The organism is Rhodococcus sp. ACT016, assembly GCF_050477185.1.
Classification (GTDB): Bacteria; Actinomycetota; Actinomycetes; order Mycobacteriales; family Mycobacteriaceae; genus Prescottella.
This window is the reverse complement of sequence record NZ_JBEAET010000002.1, coordinates 103780-119208: the sequence shown is the minus strand read 5'-3', so window position 1 is coordinate 119208 and position 15429 is coordinate 103780. Positions and strand designations below refer to the sequence as shown.

The 15429-nt window shown below is 64.9% G+C and carries 14 protein-coding genes and 1 pseudogene; 11 read left to right on the top strand and 4 right to left on the bottom strand.

Features of this window, described 5'->3' with window-relative positions; genetic code table 11:
- The first annotated feature begins 73 nt into the window (after window positions 1-73).
- From paaZ to ACQ5DX_RS27410, 7 genes are all read left to right on the top strand, one after another.
- The gene (gene paaZ / locus ACQ5DX_RS27440; RefSeq protein WP_430335913.1) at window positions 74-2119 is read left to right on the top strand and encodes a phenylacetic acid degradation bifunctional protein PaaZ; all 2046 of its coding nucleotides are present in this window, start codon (window positions 74-76) and stop codon (window positions 2117-2119) included.
- A complete protein-coding gene (locus tag ACQ5DX_RS27435) occupies window positions 2116-2430 on the top strand; it encodes an EthD family reductase (RefSeq protein WP_430335912.1) in 315 nt (104 codons plus the stop codon). Before paaZ ends, ACQ5DX_RS27435 begins: the two co-directional genes overlap by 4 nt.
- A 66-nt stretch (window positions 2431-2496) precedes the next feature.
- Window positions 2497-2907: a hydroxyphenylacetyl-CoA thioesterase PaaI gene (paaI, locus tag ACQ5DX_RS27430; RefSeq protein WP_430335911.1), complete on the top strand. Its 411-nt coding sequence runs from the start codon at window positions 2497-2499 to the stop codon at window positions 2905-2907.
- A gap of 632 nt (window positions 2908-3539) precedes the next feature.
- The gene (locus ACQ5DX_RS27425) at window positions 3540-4961 is read left to right on the top strand and encodes an Ig-like domain repeat protein (protein ID WP_430335910.1); all 1422 of its coding nucleotides are present in this window, start codon (window positions 3540-3542) and stop codon (window positions 4959-4961) included.
- Window positions 4962-5257: 296 nt separating this feature from the next.
- The gene (locus ACQ5DX_RS27420) at window positions 5258-5536 is read left to right on the top strand and encodes a helix-turn-helix domain-containing protein (RefSeq protein WP_430336324.1); all 279 of its coding nucleotides are present in this window, start codon (window positions 5258-5260) and stop codon (window positions 5534-5536) included.
- A gap of 6 nt (window positions 5537-5542) precedes the next feature.
- The gene (locus ACQ5DX_RS27415) at window positions 5543-6421 is read left to right on the top strand and encodes an IS30 family transposase (protein ID WP_430335909.1); all 879 of its coding nucleotides are present in this window, start codon (window positions 5543-5545) and stop codon (window positions 6419-6421) included.
- A gap of 939 nt (window positions 6422-7360) precedes the next feature.
- Entirely contained in the window at window positions 7361-7744 is a 384-nt protein-coding gene (locus ACQ5DX_RS27410; RefSeq protein ID WP_430336323.1) for a helix-turn-helix domain-containing protein, read from the top strand.
- A gap of 70 nt (window positions 7745-7814) precedes the next feature.
- On the opposite strand, the gene ACQ5DX_RS27405 is transcribed toward ACQ5DX_RS27410, so the two are convergent.
- Window positions 7815-8459: a PASTA domain-containing protein gene (locus tag ACQ5DX_RS27405; protein WP_430335908.1), complete on the bottom strand. Its 645-nt coding sequence runs from the start codon at window positions 8457-8459 to the stop codon at window positions 7815-7817.
- A gap of 227 nt (window positions 8460-8686) precedes the next feature.
- Between ACQ5DX_RS27405 and ACQ5DX_RS27400 the strand changes: the two genes are divergently transcribed.
- Window positions 8687-9157 carry a hypothetical protein gene (locus ACQ5DX_RS27400; protein ID WP_430335907.1) on the top strand — a complete coding sequence of 157 codons (471 nt, stop codon included), beginning with the start codon at window positions 8687-8689 and terminating at the stop codon, window positions 9155-9157.
- 453 nt (window positions 9158-9610) lie between these two features.
- Here ACQ5DX_RS27400 and ACQ5DX_RS27395 read toward each other — a convergent pair whose 3' ends face one another.
- Window positions 9611-10489 carry a LysR family transcriptional regulator gene (locus ACQ5DX_RS27395; RefSeq protein WP_430335906.1) on the bottom strand — a complete coding sequence of 293 codons (879 nt, stop codon included), beginning with the start codon at window positions 10487-10489 and terminating at the stop codon, window positions 9611-9613.
- Window positions 10490-10661: 172 nt separating this feature from the next.
- Here ACQ5DX_RS27395 and ACQ5DX_RS27390 point away from each other — a divergent pair, with 172 nt between their 5' ends.
- Window positions 10662-11030: a VOC family protein gene (locus ACQ5DX_RS27390; protein ID WP_430335905.1), complete on the top strand. Its 369-nt coding sequence runs from the start codon at window positions 10662-10664 to the stop codon at window positions 11028-11030.
- A 1228-nt stretch (window positions 11031-12258) separates the two neighbouring features.
- Window positions 12259-12477, top strand: coding sequence for a hypothetical protein (locus tag ACQ5DX_RS27385; protein WP_430335904.1), 219 nt, complete (start codon window positions 12259-12261; stop codon window positions 12475-12477).
- A 426-nt stretch (window positions 12478-12903) separates the two neighbouring features.
- Here the strand turns inward: ACQ5DX_RS27385 and ACQ5DX_RS27380 are convergent.
- Window positions 12904-13293, bottom strand: a pseudogene (locus ACQ5DX_RS27380) (ABC transporter permease); the annotation flags it as partial.
- Window positions 13294-13305: 12 nt separating this feature from the next.
- Here ACQ5DX_RS27380 and ACQ5DX_RS27375 point away from each other — a divergent pair.
- Window positions 13306-13842 carry a TetR/AcrR family transcriptional regulator gene (locus tag ACQ5DX_RS27375; RefSeq protein ID WP_430336322.1) on the top strand — a complete coding sequence of 179 codons (537 nt, stop codon included), beginning with the start codon at window positions 13306-13308 and terminating at the stop codon, window positions 13840-13842.
- A 424-nt stretch (window positions 13843-14266) separates the two neighbouring features.
- On the opposite strand, the gene aztD is transcribed toward ACQ5DX_RS27375, so the two are convergent.
- The gene (aztD, locus tag ACQ5DX_RS27370; protein ID WP_430335903.1) at window positions 14267-15328 is read right to left on the bottom strand and encodes a zinc metallochaperone AztD; all 1062 of its coding nucleotides are present in this window, start codon (window positions 15326-15328) and stop codon (window positions 14267-14269) included.
- Between the last annotated feature and the right edge of the window lie 101 nt (window positions 15329-15429).

Genomic DNA, 15429 nt, shown 5'->3' with positions numbered 1-15429 from the left:
CGCTCTTGACAGAAGTGGTGGCGCTCACCGATCGTAATTACTGACCGAACGTACGGTGACTATTGGAGATCTCGTGACCACTCTGCTTCAAAGCTATGCACAGGGACGCTGGCACACTGCGCCCGACGAAGGCACTCCCCTGCTCAGCGCCGTGGACGGTCGCGAAGTCGCCCGGATTTCGTCGACCGGGGTGGATGTACCCGGCATGATCGACTACGCCCGCTCGGTGGGCGGACCCGCGCTGGCGAAGCCGACCTTCCACGAACGCGCCGCAGCCCTCAAAGCGCTCGCACTGACCTTGATGGCGGGCAAGGAGGAGTTCTACGAGCTCTCCGCGGCGACCGGAGCGACCCGGCGAGATTCGGCCGTCGACATCGATGGCGGCTTCGGAACCCTGCTCAGCTACTCGAGCAAGGCGCGGCGGGAACTCCCCAACGACACCGTCTACCTCGACGGGGCCGCCGAGCAACTCGGCAAGAACGGCACTTTCCTCGGCCAGCACATCTACACCTCACGCCGCGGTGTGGCCGTACAAATCAATGCCTTCAACTTCCCGGTGTGGGGCTTCCTCGAAAAGCTCGCACCCGCGTTCATCGCCGGCGTGCCCTCGATCGTCAAGCCGGCCAGTCAGTCCGCCTACCTGACCGAACTGGTGTTCCGCCGCATCATCGAATCCGGGCTGCTGCCCGAGGGATCGGTCCAGCTCCTGTGCGGAAGCGCAAGAGGAGTCCTCGACCATCTCGGCGGCCAGGACTCGGTGGCCTTCACCGGATCCGCGGACACCGCTGCCACCCTGCGCGCGCACCCCAATGTGGTCTCGGCCGGTGTGCACTTCAACGCCGAAGCCGACTCGCTCAATGCCTCCATCCTAGGCACGGATGTCACCACAGGCAGCGAGGAGTTCGACCTCTTCGTCAAGCAACTCGTCACGGAGATGACCGTCAAGGCAGGGCAGAAGTGCACCGCTATCCGGCGAGCATTCGTTCCGGAGCACCTGCTCGACGACGTTGTCGCAGCCACCCGCGCACGCCTCAACAAGGTCGTGGTCGGCGCGCCGGACGCACAGGGCGTGACCATGGGGGCCCTCGCAAGCATCGAGCAGCGCGACGAGGTTCTCAAATCCCTTCGCGCACTGACCAAAAGCACCCGCATCGTTCACGGCGACCCCGAGACGGTGACCGTGGTCGGAGGGGACGCGGCCACTGGCGCGTTCATGTCTCCGATCCTGCTGCGCTGTGACGACCGCGATGCGACCGAGCCGCACGACGTCGAGGCGTTCGGTCCGGTGAGCACCATCATCGGCTATCGCGACAACACTGATGTCATCGAGCTCGCCGCACGCGGCAAGGGCAGTCTCGTCGCCTCGGTGGTCACCGCCGACACCGCCATCGCGCACGAGATCGTGGTCGGTCTCGCTCCGTACCACGGTCGTGTTCTGGTACTCAACCGCGACGACGCCCGCGAGTCGACCGGACACGGCTCACCACTGCCGGTCCTCGTGCACGGCGGCCCCGGCCGCGCCGGCGGCGGCGAGGAACTCGGCGGAATCCGCGGAGTGCTCCATCACATGCAACGCACCGCGATTCAGGGCACACCCAACGTTCTCACCGCCGTCGGTCGCCGCTGGGTGTCGGGCGCGGACCGCACGGAAGGCGGCGCCCATCCGTTCCGTAAGAACCTTGCCGAACTAGCACTCGGCGACACCATCGTCGGCGGACCGCGCACAGTCACCCGAGCCGATATCGACCATTTCGCCGAGTTCACCGGCGACACCTTCTACGCCCACACCGACCCTCAAGCTGCGGCCGCCAACCCGCTGTTCGGCGGCATCGTCGCCCACGGCTACCTCGTGGTCTCGCTCGCGGCCGGCCTATTCGTCGATCCCGCCCCTGGGCCGGTGCTCGCGAACTTCGGCGTCGACAACCTGCGCTTCCTCACCCCGGTCAAGGCTGACGACGAGCTGACGGTCACCCTGACAGCGAAGCAGATCACGCCGCGGACCAGCGCAGACTACGGCGAAGTCCGCTGGGATGCGCGTGTCACCAACCAGAGTGGTGACCCGGTGGCCACCTATGACGTGCTCACCCTCGTCGCCAAGCCAAACGGAGAAGATCAGTGAGCCACCAGATCTCGGTCTGCTACGGCGAACCCACCGATCCAACGGCGTTCGACGAGTACTACCGCACTATCCACATCCCACTCACGACCCGGGTTCCGGGCCTAGCCGGATTCACGTGGGGGAAGTGCGCATCCCTCGATGGCTCGACCCCGGCGTATTACGCCGTCGCACACCTGTTGTTCAGCAGCGAGGAAGACCTCCTGCAGGCACTCGACTCGCCCCAGATGAGAGAGGCCGGCCGGGACGTGCGCAATTTCGCCACTGGCGGCGTCACGATGTACACCCAGAAACTCGAGCCGACGACCCCGTGACCTCAGGGCGGCCACGGAAGCTCGTCACTCCGTGGCCGCCCGTGTCCAACAACCCAGGAGCAGGCTATGACCTCTATAGACGGTGAGCGGTTCCAGATCGCTCGCGACATGTTCGCTGCCGACACCGCCTCACGATCCCTCGGTATCGAGGTAGTTGAGTTGGGTCCCGGTCACGCCACCACCCGTTTCATCGTGACCGAGGCAATGGTCAACGGGCACGGAACCACTCATGGTGGCTACATCTTCCTCTTTGCCGATACCACGTTTGCGCTCGCCTGCAACAGCCACGACCTCCGGGCAGTCGCGGCTCGTGCGGACATTCGATTCATACGTCCGACCGGGTTGGGTGATGTCCTCACGGCGCGAGCCGTCGAACGAATAAGATACGGCCGCAATGGAATCTACGACGTCACCGTCACAGACCAAGCCATGGCCACAGTCGCGGAGTTCCGGGGCGACAGCCGAGTGGTGCCTTGACCACCACCGCGAGGCGCAGCACACCCGGGTAGGTATGCCGGGCCCGCTGTGCTGCAAAATACCCCGGATCGCGCGCGGGACTGCAACTGGCAGACACAGCGTCACGCACGCCGGGTGCGGTCGTCGCCGGTCGGGGACACAACTCGATCGCGCACGGCTCGATGTCGCGGATCTAAGTGAGGCCGACATCATTCCGCATCTCGCATTCCGAAGATGCTGCGGCGGTTAGGACGACCGCCGCCCCGTGGGCAACAATCTCGGGCAGGTCGCCGATCTTCCAACCGCGGATGGTCCGTACCGAATCGGCCTTCCACACAGAAGCGGGTCGACCGACCACCAGTGCAGCCACTCCTCGCCCAGGGCTTCACTGTGTACATGTGCCTCGATGTCGAGCTCGTGAGATGGCGATCGCGGCCATCTCTGCACGACGGTGTGTTCACGTGGGTACGCCGCCACCCGGCGACCGCGCAAAGCGACGATTGTCAATTCATCCGCGATGCAGTGCCCTTCGCCCGGTGAATTTCGGGCAAATCCCAGTCCGCATCCCTATCAGATGCCGTACGGTGGCCCGAGATCACGTCTTGGACATGTGTCCACCTAGAGGCCAGGGGCATCTGAGAAGGAGTTCGACAGTGTCGAGGAACAACAACTTGCGGCGGCTGGCCGCGGGCGCCAGTACCGTGCTACTCGCCATCGGCTTCGCCGCGACGCTCGGAGTCAGCGCCGCCAACGCGGCACCTGTGAGCCAGTCGACGAATTCCGGCCAGTGGACGTTCAACCGAACGATCAGCAACGGCACCCCCACCCCGGGCGAGACGATCACCGTCACCAACAACATCCGCTGGAACGGGGGCCTCGCACCGACGATCAGCGCGTTCAAGGACATTCATCCGACCTGCCTGACCTACGTCCAGGACTCGTCGAGGGTCAACGGCAAGGGTGTCGGCACGGACGCGAGCAACCCGAACTTCGTGCGCATGACCGGCTCGTGGATCCGCAGCGCCGTGGACCGCAACATCGACTACAAGGTCGACTACGTCGTCGGGGCAGGCTGCGCACGTGACATCGCCCTGATGACCGGGGCGGGGATCAGTTCGAACCAGGGCCTGGGCTCCGAGAACGCCGATGCCGGGCCCACCTTGTCGGTGACCAAATCCGCGACCCAGACCACCGTCGGCGTCGCCCCCGCACCCCAGGCGACCCGGGCCTCCACCCTGACCGCGACCGTGTCGAACAATGCGAACGGCGCAGTCGAGTTCTCCAACAACGGCGTCGTTCTCGGCAACGGCAACGTGGCGAACGGCACCGCCGTCTACTCCTGGACTCCCGTCACCGGTGAAGCCGGGCAGCCCTACTCGATCACCGCCAAATACCTCGGCGACGCCACCAACGCGGTGTCGACGTCGGCCGCGCAGACCGGCACCATCGCCGCCGCGCCAGCTCCGCCCGCGGCTCCGACGAACGTCACCGCCACCCCCGGATCAGTCATCGCAGGTAACGCGGTCACCGTCTCCGGTGACGCCGAACCCGGCTCGACCGCGAAGGTCACCGCCGGCGACAAGACCTGCACCGCGACGACCAACCAATACGGATCGTTCCACTGCAACATCATCACCACCACCCCCGGCACCATGAGCATCACTGCTGTGGCAACCAACTCCGTCGGCCCATCCTCAGCTTCGACTCCGGTGACGGTGACGGTCACCGCTCCGCCGGCCGGTACTTCGGTCATCGTCGTCGACCCGGTCGCGCCGACGGCGGGTAACCCCGCGACGATCTCCGTTGTCGGTGCCGATGCCAACTCGCATGTCGTCATCCACAACGGCAGCGATGCCATTTGCACCGCGACCGCCGATCCGACCGGGACCGCGGCCTGCACCTGGACACCGGCCGAAGGCACCCACACCCTGACCGCCGAGATCACCACCAACGGCACCGCGACCACCATCACCAAAACCGTCACCGTCGGCGCCCTAACCAACCCGGGCGGGCCCGACGACGGCGGTAACGGCTCCGCGAGCGGTTCGCTGTCCGGGCTCTTCGGCTCCAGCTAACCCAGGACACACGCCGAGCCAGCTCAACGCACACGGGTGAGCCCCACCGAAGCAATTTCGGTGGGGCTCACCCGTTTTCATTTCGGTCGTCGCGGTGGCTAAAGAAGCAGGGTCAGCTCGTTCGTACCCTTCCGGAACGAGTTCAACGCCTGATCGGGTTTCGTTCACAATACCCAGTCGACAACCCAGGATTGTGGCAGTGGGACTACAGCGAACTTGCTGACCGACTCGGCTTGTGACGATCCCTGCCGGACGGCGCACGGCCGTTGCGCCACCGTTTACCTGCCCGGCGGTTGATGCCGACGATCCGGCAGGCCTCCGCGGGATGCGGTCGGCTTCATGCGGGTAGCGGGAAGGGCCAGGCGGCGGCGCTACCGCTGGGATCGGTGGCGCCCCTCCGGTTTATCGCGGATCAATTGCGGGAGAACGCCGCGATCCGACACATCGCGGCCGAGTTGGAGCGCAGCCCATCGACGATCAGCCGCGAGATCCGCCGCAAACGGCATCCGGTCAGCGGCCAGTACCGGCCGCACGCAGCCCAAGCCCGAGCCGATGCCCGCCGGCCCCGTCCCTAGATCGTAATGATCGGTCGAAACCCCCAGCTGCGGCGGTTCATTCAAACCCATTCGGACAAGCGCTGGAGTCCGGAGCAGATCTGCCAAGCCCTGCAGACAGCCTTCCCCGAGCGCCCGGAGATGCATGTGGTCCGCGAGACGATGTACCAGGCCTTGTATGTCCAGGGACGCGGAGAGCTACGCCACGAACTGGCCAAGGCCCTGCGGACCGGACGCGGTCGCCGCCAACCACGCCGCCAGGCCCAGCAGCGTCAGCCTCGTTTCGCCACCCCGATGGTGATGATCTCCGACCGCCCCGCCGAGGTCGAGGACCGCGCGGTGCCTGGCCATCGGGAAGGCGACCTGATCAAAGGAAAGGACGGTGCATCGGCCATCGGCACCCTAGTCGAACGGGCCACCCGATACGTGATCCTGGTACATCTTCCCCACGGACGCAGCGCCGATCTCATGCGCGACGCCCTGGGGGAGACCGTCACAACGTCTGCCCCGCAAAATTACTCGGTCGCTAACCTGGATCAGGGCAGCGAGATGAGCGCCCACCACTCGTTCACGATCGCCACCGACATCCCCGTCTACGTCTGCCATCCCGCCAGCCCCTGGCAGCGAGGCTCGAACGAGAAAACCAACAACCCGCTGCGGCAATACTTTCCGAAAGGGATAGATCTGTCCGTCCACAGCCGTAAACACCTCGATACCGTCGCCGCCGAACTCAACGGCCGACATAACAGGTGGCTCAGCCGGGAAACAGTGCGCCCGTCGCACCGGTCACGATTGCGGCCAGCATCAGTTGTGCGCCGGTACCGAACGCGGCGGTCAGAAGGTACCCGAGCGCGCAGTCCAACGGCGTCGAATCCACCTTATGCGCAACCGCGCCCGCAACGCTGATCTCCTGCGACAACTCAACTCTCACTTCATCCTCGTCGGAGGTGAAGATTCCGATTTCGTTGTGCCCGGTGTACCGCGAGCCTTGAACAAGCCGGTGAGCAGTCGGAGATGCCGGGGTGAAAAGCCACGAGTGTCCGTGCCCCGTCACCTCGACACGGTACGAGCGACGGGAGAATCTACCGGGGGACGGACGGACGTCAAATTCGTTGCCGCCGAGCATCAGCCGGAGTTGCCCACCGTCACGGGTGCCGATCGGCACATCGCTCCGCACCGCCGCGTCACTCGTGCGGTTGATCGACGCTGTGGGTATCGACTCGCCGCAAACCGTCACCCGCGAGCCGTCGCGGTCTCGTTCCAGCAGAATCGGGCCGTAAAGGGGATCGAGCGTCTCGTATGAAGGCACATCCGCGATGCTAGTTGCCCTTGTCGACAAGTTGACCGAAGTGCTCGGCCGGGGTTTCCCAGTCGAGCACTTCGATCCCCTCGTCACGGCAAGAAGCGGCAGCGGTGTTGCGACGACCGCTGGAATCCGCCGACTGCCCGGCGGGGCCGTGCGTTCACCGTCTGGGGCGGTGCGAACCAGACACCAACCGAGCCACACAGACAGCGACACCCCACGATTGACGAAACCCCGACCCGGATCACTGTCCGGGCCGGGGCTTTCCACCACTTCAAGGAGCGGGATGGATCGAGCGTGATCGACGAAACCCCTCCCGATCCACTCCGAGACCACCCATCAGTCACTCGTCCGAAGAGCGACTTGCCGCCCGCCCAGGAAGGCAGTCCAGACCAGGCGACATCCACCACCATACCAACTAAACGGGTCAGCCGGTAGGAATTCCGTCCCGTGGATGGCGCTGTCCTAGGAGGACTCCCGCAACGCCAACCCCGGGGAGAGTGCGTGAGGGCGCAACCCTGCAAGTGTCATCACGGAATCCAATGCGATGTCCGCAGCGCGTGTGGGTAACGAACTGCGACACTTGCCAACCACACAAGAACTCCGCGGGTAGTTGGAAAGATCTGCCGCACGATCGAGACCGACTCTCTAGCAACGGAAATCCGCATGGTCCATCACCAACTCAGGCACGCAACAATCGCACCGTGATAGCGACCACCACCAGCATCCCGACGTCACGTCGACGCAGCCTCCTGACGGCGATCGAACTCGCTGAACGATGGCAGATCTCTTCCAGAACTGTCTATCGCTTAGCTCAGGCCGGCGAGATCTCCAGTATCCGGATCGGTGATTCAGTGAGATTCACGGAGGAAGCGGTACAGGCGTACGAGACAGCCCACACCCGGAAGGTCGGCGACCCGTGGTGACCCCATAAACGACGAAAAGGCCCCACCCAGCCACTACATGCCAGGTGGGGCACATTCGTCTCACATCACATCAACAGTCAAGCAATCCCGCATACTCGTTGTTCGCCACAGCGGAGCCAGCAACCGACGGCCACTCATCAAGCTTCACCACACCAACAGTCACCCGACCGCCAGACATCGTGTCGCACTGAGCAACTACCTTCCAGTTCGCCTTATCGAACACTGTCCGCGCCCGCGACCCAGACATCCCCGGAACCAGATTCGGAGCCAAATCCCACGTATCCAGCTGCACCCGATGCTTGCTCTCAGCGAAACTCACGGGCAGCGCGATCACCACCGGAGCCGTGGAGCCCCGTGCAGCGGTCGGAACTGGTAGAGGTGTCGTCACCGGAGCGATCGGCGCAGTCGTGGTCGTTGGGGCCGTCGACGTCGGCTCAGCCAACACCTCACGACTCGGCGTCGTGGCTGCTGTGGTGGTTGGAGTTCCTGACAGTCGGACCACATCGCGTTCGCCGGACTTCAGGATCGCGATCTTGACTTGCTGCCCCTTCTTCACGGTTTCGCCTGGGTCCACGTTCTGCGAGGCGACAGTCCAGTTGTCCTTGTCCCAGACGCTGCGACCATCGCCAGTCGCATCCACGGTAGTGACTTTCACCCCGATGTCGTCGAGGCTCTTCTCGGCAGCCTTGAGCTTGACGCCTGTCAGGTCGGGCATGGGCGATTCGCTGGGCGTGCTGCTGCAACCAGCGAGAACTAAAGCTGTTGCGGCTGCCGCCAGGGCCGCGAGTATGCGTTTCATAATGGCAATGGGTACCATACTTTTTGGTCGGTTTATCCCGAATGTGTGGGTTGTGACCGGGTCGACAGAGGGTCGAACGGGTCGGCGATGATTCCGCGACATGACAGACCAAGCTGTCGGCTTCGTCTGCTACACCTACCCACATGAAACGCACGATCACCGCGCTCGCCGTCGGGGGGCTCCTACTCGTCGGCGGCTGCAGCTCAGCCAACGAGCCGGCAAGAGCAGAAGCCACCACCACGGCCACGAAGGCTTCCGTCCCACTCACGACCGCCGACGAATTCCTCGCCGCAGCAGAAGCACTCACGCCCACCTACAAGCCGTGCGCCGACGAAATCGGTACACCCGCCTGCGTTGCAGCGGCAGCAAAAGGCGACGCTCTAACCTCCGACATCATGCTCGCAGCAAAAGCGATGCCTGGAGGCTGGCCGAAGGTCGTTGCGGCAACCAGGAAGATTCTCGACGCGTCCACGATGACTAGCCAGGGCTGCAAGTCGGGTGCTGCAAGCGGTGGTACTACGAGGATGACTGACTGCCTGGATGCAATGGGACAGATGGATATGGCGAGCGCGGATGTGACGCAATCGGTTAATGCCACAGTGGGTGGCTGGTAGCTGACCGAGATTGACGGCCCCGTGGCGGTCAAACCGTGGGGCCACACCATCACTCGGCGATCAGCCGCAGCTTCCGCAGATCCTCGCCGAACTCGCTGTTGAACGCGTCCTAATCAGCATCAACGATCTCCGCATCGATCTGATCAAGCAACCGCGCAGGAACACGAACATCCAGTCGGTCGCCCGCTATCTGACCCGCACCCGATTCAGAAGCGCCAACCTTCCCGTCGCCCAAGATCGTTCAGCGTGACGCACTCAATGTCGAAGTCCATCGCGATATTCGGGATTCGAGGGTTGTGATCCGCTGCTCCGGGCACTTAGCGCGCTCGTTCGTGACGATCAGTGCGTCTATGCGCACCACGTGGGTGACTACCCATGGATCGGCCGCGTTCTTGGTTTCACTGTGCCGGGTCTTGGTTGGGATCATGCCTCGGGCATTGGGCTCGATCCGCATCAGGGTCGCGCTGTGACCAGCGCGCCCAGGGCGCCCGCGGCGGGGCTCAACGGCCCCTGCGCGCGCCACACCAGAGCGAGGCGGGCCGACACTCGCGGAACGATCGCGACCACGCAGACCAGCCCTCGGTCGTCGTCCTCCGCGACCTCGGAGGCGGGCAGGATCGCCGTTCCGAGCCCTCGCTGTGCGAGTCGAGCCGCGACCCGCGGATCGCTGGCCTCGAAGGCGATGTGGGCGTGCAGGCCGGCCTCGGCGAAGCTCGCGTCGAGCGCCGAGCGGATCCCCGTTCCGCGCGGCAGCGTGATCAGCGGGCGTGCAGCGAGCTCGCCCAGGTCGACGGTGGGCTTCTCGGCCAGTGGATCGGTGCCGGCGACGACGGCAACAAGCGCCTCCTCCCGAATGACGCGACAGGCGACACCCCGCGGCGACTCCCCCGCCAGACCGACAAAGGCCAGGTCCAGCCGTCCGGTGCGAACCTCCTCGAGGAGGTTCTCCGAACTCTGCTCGGTCAGGGTCATCTCGATGTGCGGGTAGCGGGTATGAAAGTCGGCCAGCAGCTCGACAAAATCGAGCGCCGCCGAGGGCACCGAGCCGATTCCGACATGCCCGCGCACCAGACCCGCCACCGCATCGGCCGCATCACGCGTCGCCGATGCGGCAGCCACCGCGGCGCGCGCATAGGGAAGTACTGCGGCACCGACCTCGGTCAACGTCACCGTCCGCCCCGAGCGGTCCAGAAGCTGTTGCCCCAGTTCGCGTTCCAACTGACGTATCTGCGCGCTGACACCCGGCTGCGAGACGTGCAGCCGCTCCGCCGCCCGGGTGAAGTTCGCCTCGTCGACGACAGTCAGAAAGTACCGCAACTGGCGCAGTTCCATAACTAATGATTCTAGTGATGAGACGAACCAGCTCTTGGACGTATCACCGTCGGCAGACCTAGCGTGATCACGCGGCCTACTTCCGACCGAACCGCCCGCGTTTCACCTGGGCTGGTTCCGGTCGGACGTGCACCCACGCGGCAGTCACATTCCTCAAGCGAAGGGCATTCTCATGCGTCTCCCCAATCAGTTCTTGGTTTACGTCAGCGATGCCGCCTCGGCGGCAGCGTTCTACGGCGAGCTGTTCGGTATGCAAGCCGAGATGCTCAGCAGCCGCTACGCGGTCTTCGACTTGGGCGGCGGCGTCGTTCTCGCATTGTGGGGAGGGAAGAGCCGAACGGACGGCACTCCCCCGGCTCCTGCCTTCGAGGTCGGGCTTCTGGTCGAAGGGGGAAGCGCGAAGATCCGCGAGATCTACGACGAGTGGGTGGACAAGGGCGTCGAGATGGTGGAGGAGCCGTCCGAGGATGTCTTCGGCCTGACGTTCGTGGCCGCCGATCTCGACGGCAACCGCCTCAGGGTTGCACCCGCCGAGCACTGACTCGCCGCCCCCACACCGCCACCCCTCGGATCGCGGTGTGGGTACTCCACTTCTCCTGCCCGGAACAGTCTTTCGCGCGATTGACCACATGCGCACACCGTCGCACCATCGGTGGATTCAGGCTCAACCCCTGGCGATGGGCGGCCCGATCGGCCGCCGATCCGGCGCAGAGTCGCTTGGCCGGGGCCCTCGAGCTCGTCCGGGGCACCGTGGCGGCCGCCGATGGACATGGGTAGGGCTTCGCCCGGTCCGCGGATCTCGAGTGCGCTCCCCACGGTCCAGTCGAGGTCCGAGGGCGACCTGCCGCAGACCACGAATCCGCCTGTACGCGCCGATGAGGGGCCCAACGCGCGCAACGTCCGAAGCGGCCGCGAGACGCTCGGCGGGGAGGTCGCGAGGGATACCTGGGGCGCCAAATATCCGGCTGGTGGGTCATTTCGGCTTTCGCGGATCGCAGCTCCCAGTCGCTCGGTCAAAATCTGCGGTGCCACAGCCGCGAATGGACACCACGGGACGACGTCGAGACACCCGATTCCGTTTCCAGTTGGAATCAGGACGCGCAGCAGCCCGTCCCAGGCACCGCTTGAGGTCCATATGCGACACCTTCGTCGCGAGACAGCCCCTCGGTTCCCCTATTCGTCACTGCCCCGGTGGCCTTGACCCCTACCCGCAACGGCCTGTCCAAGTAGCGTCGAAAGTTGTTGCCCCCGCGGATGTCGATACGTCCTGGACGGGGCGACAGCCCGCAGAGGCGCCACACGCATCTGGCGCGGTGGGGTTGCGGGAACGGGCGACATCGCCTCGGGTGACGCTGCGCGGTGTCGTCTGTCCTACATTTCGAGATGGTCCATTTTTGAAATTCAGGTGCAGTAAAGCTGCGTACCCCCGCCTCTGCGTCCTGGTGTTTCGAATCGGAATAGCCTCGAGCGCCGCACACGAACGCCCGGTCGGGTGTTTGAAATTGCTTCTGACCTGCACTTACGGGACCTTGAATGTCGTCAAAGGGGGATGACATCCCCGGCCGTGGTGGTTTACCGTTCCGTCGGCGCCACACAGGATCACGGAAAAGGCGTGGCGCCCACGATCTCCTGCTGGTCGTGGATGGTGGCATCGCCCTGGCCGGTGAAGACGCCACCGTCAGCGGGTTGATCGCCCGCTGGCTAAAGGGTTGTCGCCTCCAGCGGGCGTTCAACTCGCCATTGACCCGACCCCGACAGATCGGCGCCCCATGACCTTCGTCAGCGAAGACGTTACCTTCACGGTCGTTGCCAGCGTTGACACGCAATTCGGCGACATCGACCGAATGGCGCAGGCGCGATGGGACGCAATCTTCGCCGACAGCCGGCGGCCGAGACGAACCACCCAGCCCCGCCTCGTCGACGTGTCACCAGCATCCGATGGCAGCGCGCACGCGGCATATCACTTCACAGGGACACTGCTCGACTAAACAAGCTCGCCCCCTGGCTGCCATGAGAGCGGTATCCAGTGGGCGCGGTGCTGCATGTTGCCGCATGCGACACCCGGGTGGGGCGAGGGTAGTCACTGATCACCGCCCCACCCCCCGCAACGACAGCACGCCCCGGCCCCGCAGGCGCCAACTAGCAGGCTACGGCCAGGCCCGTATGGTTCCGTTCTGTTCGTCGCGGCTTCTGTCCCCTACCGCCACCATCGTGGTACCCGAGCACGTCGCGGTGGCGGGAATCACTCGAGCCGGTTGTCAGCTCTATGTGGGACATTCGGGCGACGGGTGAGATTCGTGTTGCGGTGACACGGTGAGAAGCCGGCAGGCGAGTCATCGTCTGGTCCGAAAAGGGTATCTGAGCCTACTACGCGCGTCATGACCGGCGCGGTCTACTCGACGCACTGCGCGGAATCAGCCGACGGGGGCTGGCACGGGGGCCAAAACGGGCTCCGGGCGGTGACGCTCGCGGTAGGTGAGCAGTCGCTGCGCGGCGGAGTCGAACAGGAAGCCGAGGGCGCCGATCACCAGGATCACGGCCATCACCTGGTCGTACGCGAGCTGGTCGCGGGCGTTGAGGATCTGGTAGCCCAGGCCCGACTGCACCCCGAGCATCTCCGCCGGCACCAGCACCACCCACGCGATGCCGAGCGCGACGCGCAGACCGGTCTGCAGATGGCCGCGGATCGCGGGCAGGACGACGGTCCTGAGTCGTTCGGTGCGGGTTGCCCACATCGAGCGGGCCACCATCAGGTACCCGGGGTCGATCGCGGGCACACCCGCCGCGGTGTTGATGACGATCGGCCGGCGGACCGGCTGCTAGCAACCGCGACCGAACTGTTCGCTGAGAACGGGATCCGGGCGGTGGGAATCGACCGGATCCTCTCGGAATCGGGCGTTGCGAAAGCCAGCCTGTACTCGTCGTTCGGGTCCAAGGACGCTCTCGTCCGCGCGTATCTCGAGGGGTTGGACATGCGGGACCGGGCGCGGTGGGCGGATGCGATCGAAGTCGTGGACGATCCACTCGATCGCATCTACACATTCTTCGATCTCGCGGCCGCATCGGCCCCGGTCCGCAACTTCCGCGGATGCCAGTACCTCAACGCTGCCACGGAGTTTCCCGCTGTCGCGGAGTCGATACTTGCTCCTGTGCGGGACCACCGGGACTGGGTGCTCGAGCGCATCACCGAGAACCTGGAGGCGGCGGGCTGTGCGCGCCCAGAGGAGCCTGCCGCGCGCATCCAGCTGGTGTACGACGGCGCCCTGGCTCGATCCAAGTTTGCGCACTCGGAGGAACCGATTCACCGCGGCCGTGAGATGGCCGCCGAACTGATCCGAATCGCGCGCCCTTGATACGCGAAGTGACGGGCAGTCGGCGGGTCAGCGGGATCCAGCCGGATCATCCAGGTCGGGATGCGATCCCAAGCCATACTGATATCCCCCACCGAAATCCCCTACGAGTTGAATCGCAACCCAACGCTTCCAACCCGCCCAGCCCGACGCCGCCGCTCAGAACAGAGTCGGGTCTCGCGTCTGCCACAGCGCTTCCCGGAACGCCGCTTAGTCCCACCCGTTACGCAAGGCTTCCCGTCCCCGCCGAGACTGGGCGACCCCGCCCGGCGCGGTCGAGTTCCTGCCATCACCATGGCGTATTCGAAGGGTGAGGTATTCATTCCGTGTACGAGGGTAGTTGGACGGCACAGTCTGCCCTCTCCCGGATCGCGGTGGGGGCGCTGATGCAGCCAGCGAGGTGCATCAGCGCCCTGTCAGCGGTCAACTAGTGGCCGGGGGCCGTCACCCCGCTGATTTCGTTGGGCGTGTCGTCGAGGGTGGCTTGGGCGAGAATTTGTCCGGTTTCGCTGTTCACGCGGTACACGGTTCGGGTCGCGGGGTCGGTGATGTAGGCGTTGTGTCCGCGCGCGAAGAGGGAGGGGCGTGCTTCCTGCCACTTCATGGGTTCTTTCCACGGGCCGACGATGGGCCACGACTGCGTGATCTGGGCGGTGTCGGGGTCGACGATGTGGAGTTTGCCGTCGGTGCCGAGGATCAGGCCTTCGCCGTGCGCTCCGCGGCCGAGGGACCGGAAGCTGTAGCTGGCGCGGTTCGGCATCGGGACGACGGTGATCTTCTCCGCGACCGTGTCGACCAGTGCGAACTGCTGGGGGAACTCACGCTCAGCATCGGGGTCGATCTTGTAGTCGCTGAGAATGACGGTGGATTCGTCGCTTCCGGCTTGGGTGGCCAGGGCGGCGTAGGCGGCGCCGCCAGGAACCTTGACCCACTTGTTGTCCTTGAACAACAGTGCGCCGTCGCGGCAGCCGAGTGCCAGAACCTCGCCCTTGGCGACGGCTTCACCGTGCACGCCTTCACAGTTCTCGTTGCGGGCGATCTCGTTTCGCTTCGCGTCGAGGGCGACAGCGCCGGGACGGCCTTCCTTGGTGCCGAGGGTGGTGACCAATGTGCCGTCGTCGAGCACGACGGAAACGCCGTGATGAGGAGCAGCAGCGGTGTAGACCTCGGGATCGGGTTGACCGTTCTCGAGCTGGCTGGAGTCGAAGATGTTCGTTGTTCCGCTGCCGTCGGTGTAGAGCACTGTCTTGCCACCATGGATGACGACGTGTCCGGGCGCTTCGCCGGGGAAGGCGATGTCCGTCATCTCCCCGGAAGTGGCGTCGAGGAACTCGAACCCGTCCTCGGTCGAGACGGCAATGTGCCTGCTGTCTCCCGCCGGGTTCACCCGGTTGAATCCGTCGAGGGGGACGTCGTGGTGAACCTCGAGGGTGTCGCCATCGAGGACGTAGATGCCCCCGTCGTGGGTGATCGCGATGGCGTTGTTCACCGGCTCGCTGGCGGCGGCTTGCGGTTGCGTTTCGGAGGAGCATGAACTCAACGCCAACACCCCTACGAGGAGGGCCGAGGAGGCTGTGGATAGTTGCTTCG

Coding starts and splice junctions, on each gene's coding strand:
- paaI (WP_430335911.1), top strand. CDS start 2,497: ATGACCTCTATAGACGGTGAGCGGTTCCAGATCGCTCGCGACATGTTC.
- ACQ5DX_RS27420 (WP_430336324.1), top strand. CDS start 5,258: ATGCCGACGATCCGGCAGGCCTCCGCGGGATGCGGTCGGCTTCATGCG.
- ACQ5DX_RS27415 (WP_430335909.1), top strand. CDS start 5,543: ATGATCGGTCGAAACCCCCAGCTGCGGCGGTTCATTCAAACCCATTCG.
- ACQ5DX_RS27410 (WP_430336323.1), top strand. CDS start 7,361: ATGCGATGTCCGCAGCGCGTGTGGGTAACGAACTGCGACACTTGCCAA.
- ACQ5DX_RS27405 (WP_430335908.1), bottom strand. CDS start 8,459: ATGCCCGACCTGACAGGCGTCAAGCTCAAGGCTGCCGAGAAGAGCCTC.
- ACQ5DX_RS27400 (WP_430335907.1), top strand. CDS start 8,687: ATGAAACGCACGATCACCGCGCTCGCCGTCGGGGGGCTCCTACTCGTC.
- ACQ5DX_RS27395 (WP_430335906.1), bottom strand. CDS start 10,489: ATGGAACTGCGCCAGTTGCGGTACTTTCTGACTGTCGTCGACGAGGCG.
- ACQ5DX_RS27390 (WP_430335905.1), top strand. CDS start 10,662: ATGCGTCTCCCCAATCAGTTCTTGGTTTACGTCAGCGATGCCGCCTCG.
- ACQ5DX_RS27385 (WP_430335904.1), top strand. CDS start 12,259: ATGACCTTCGTCAGCGAAGACGTTACCTTCACGGTCGTTGCCAGCGTT.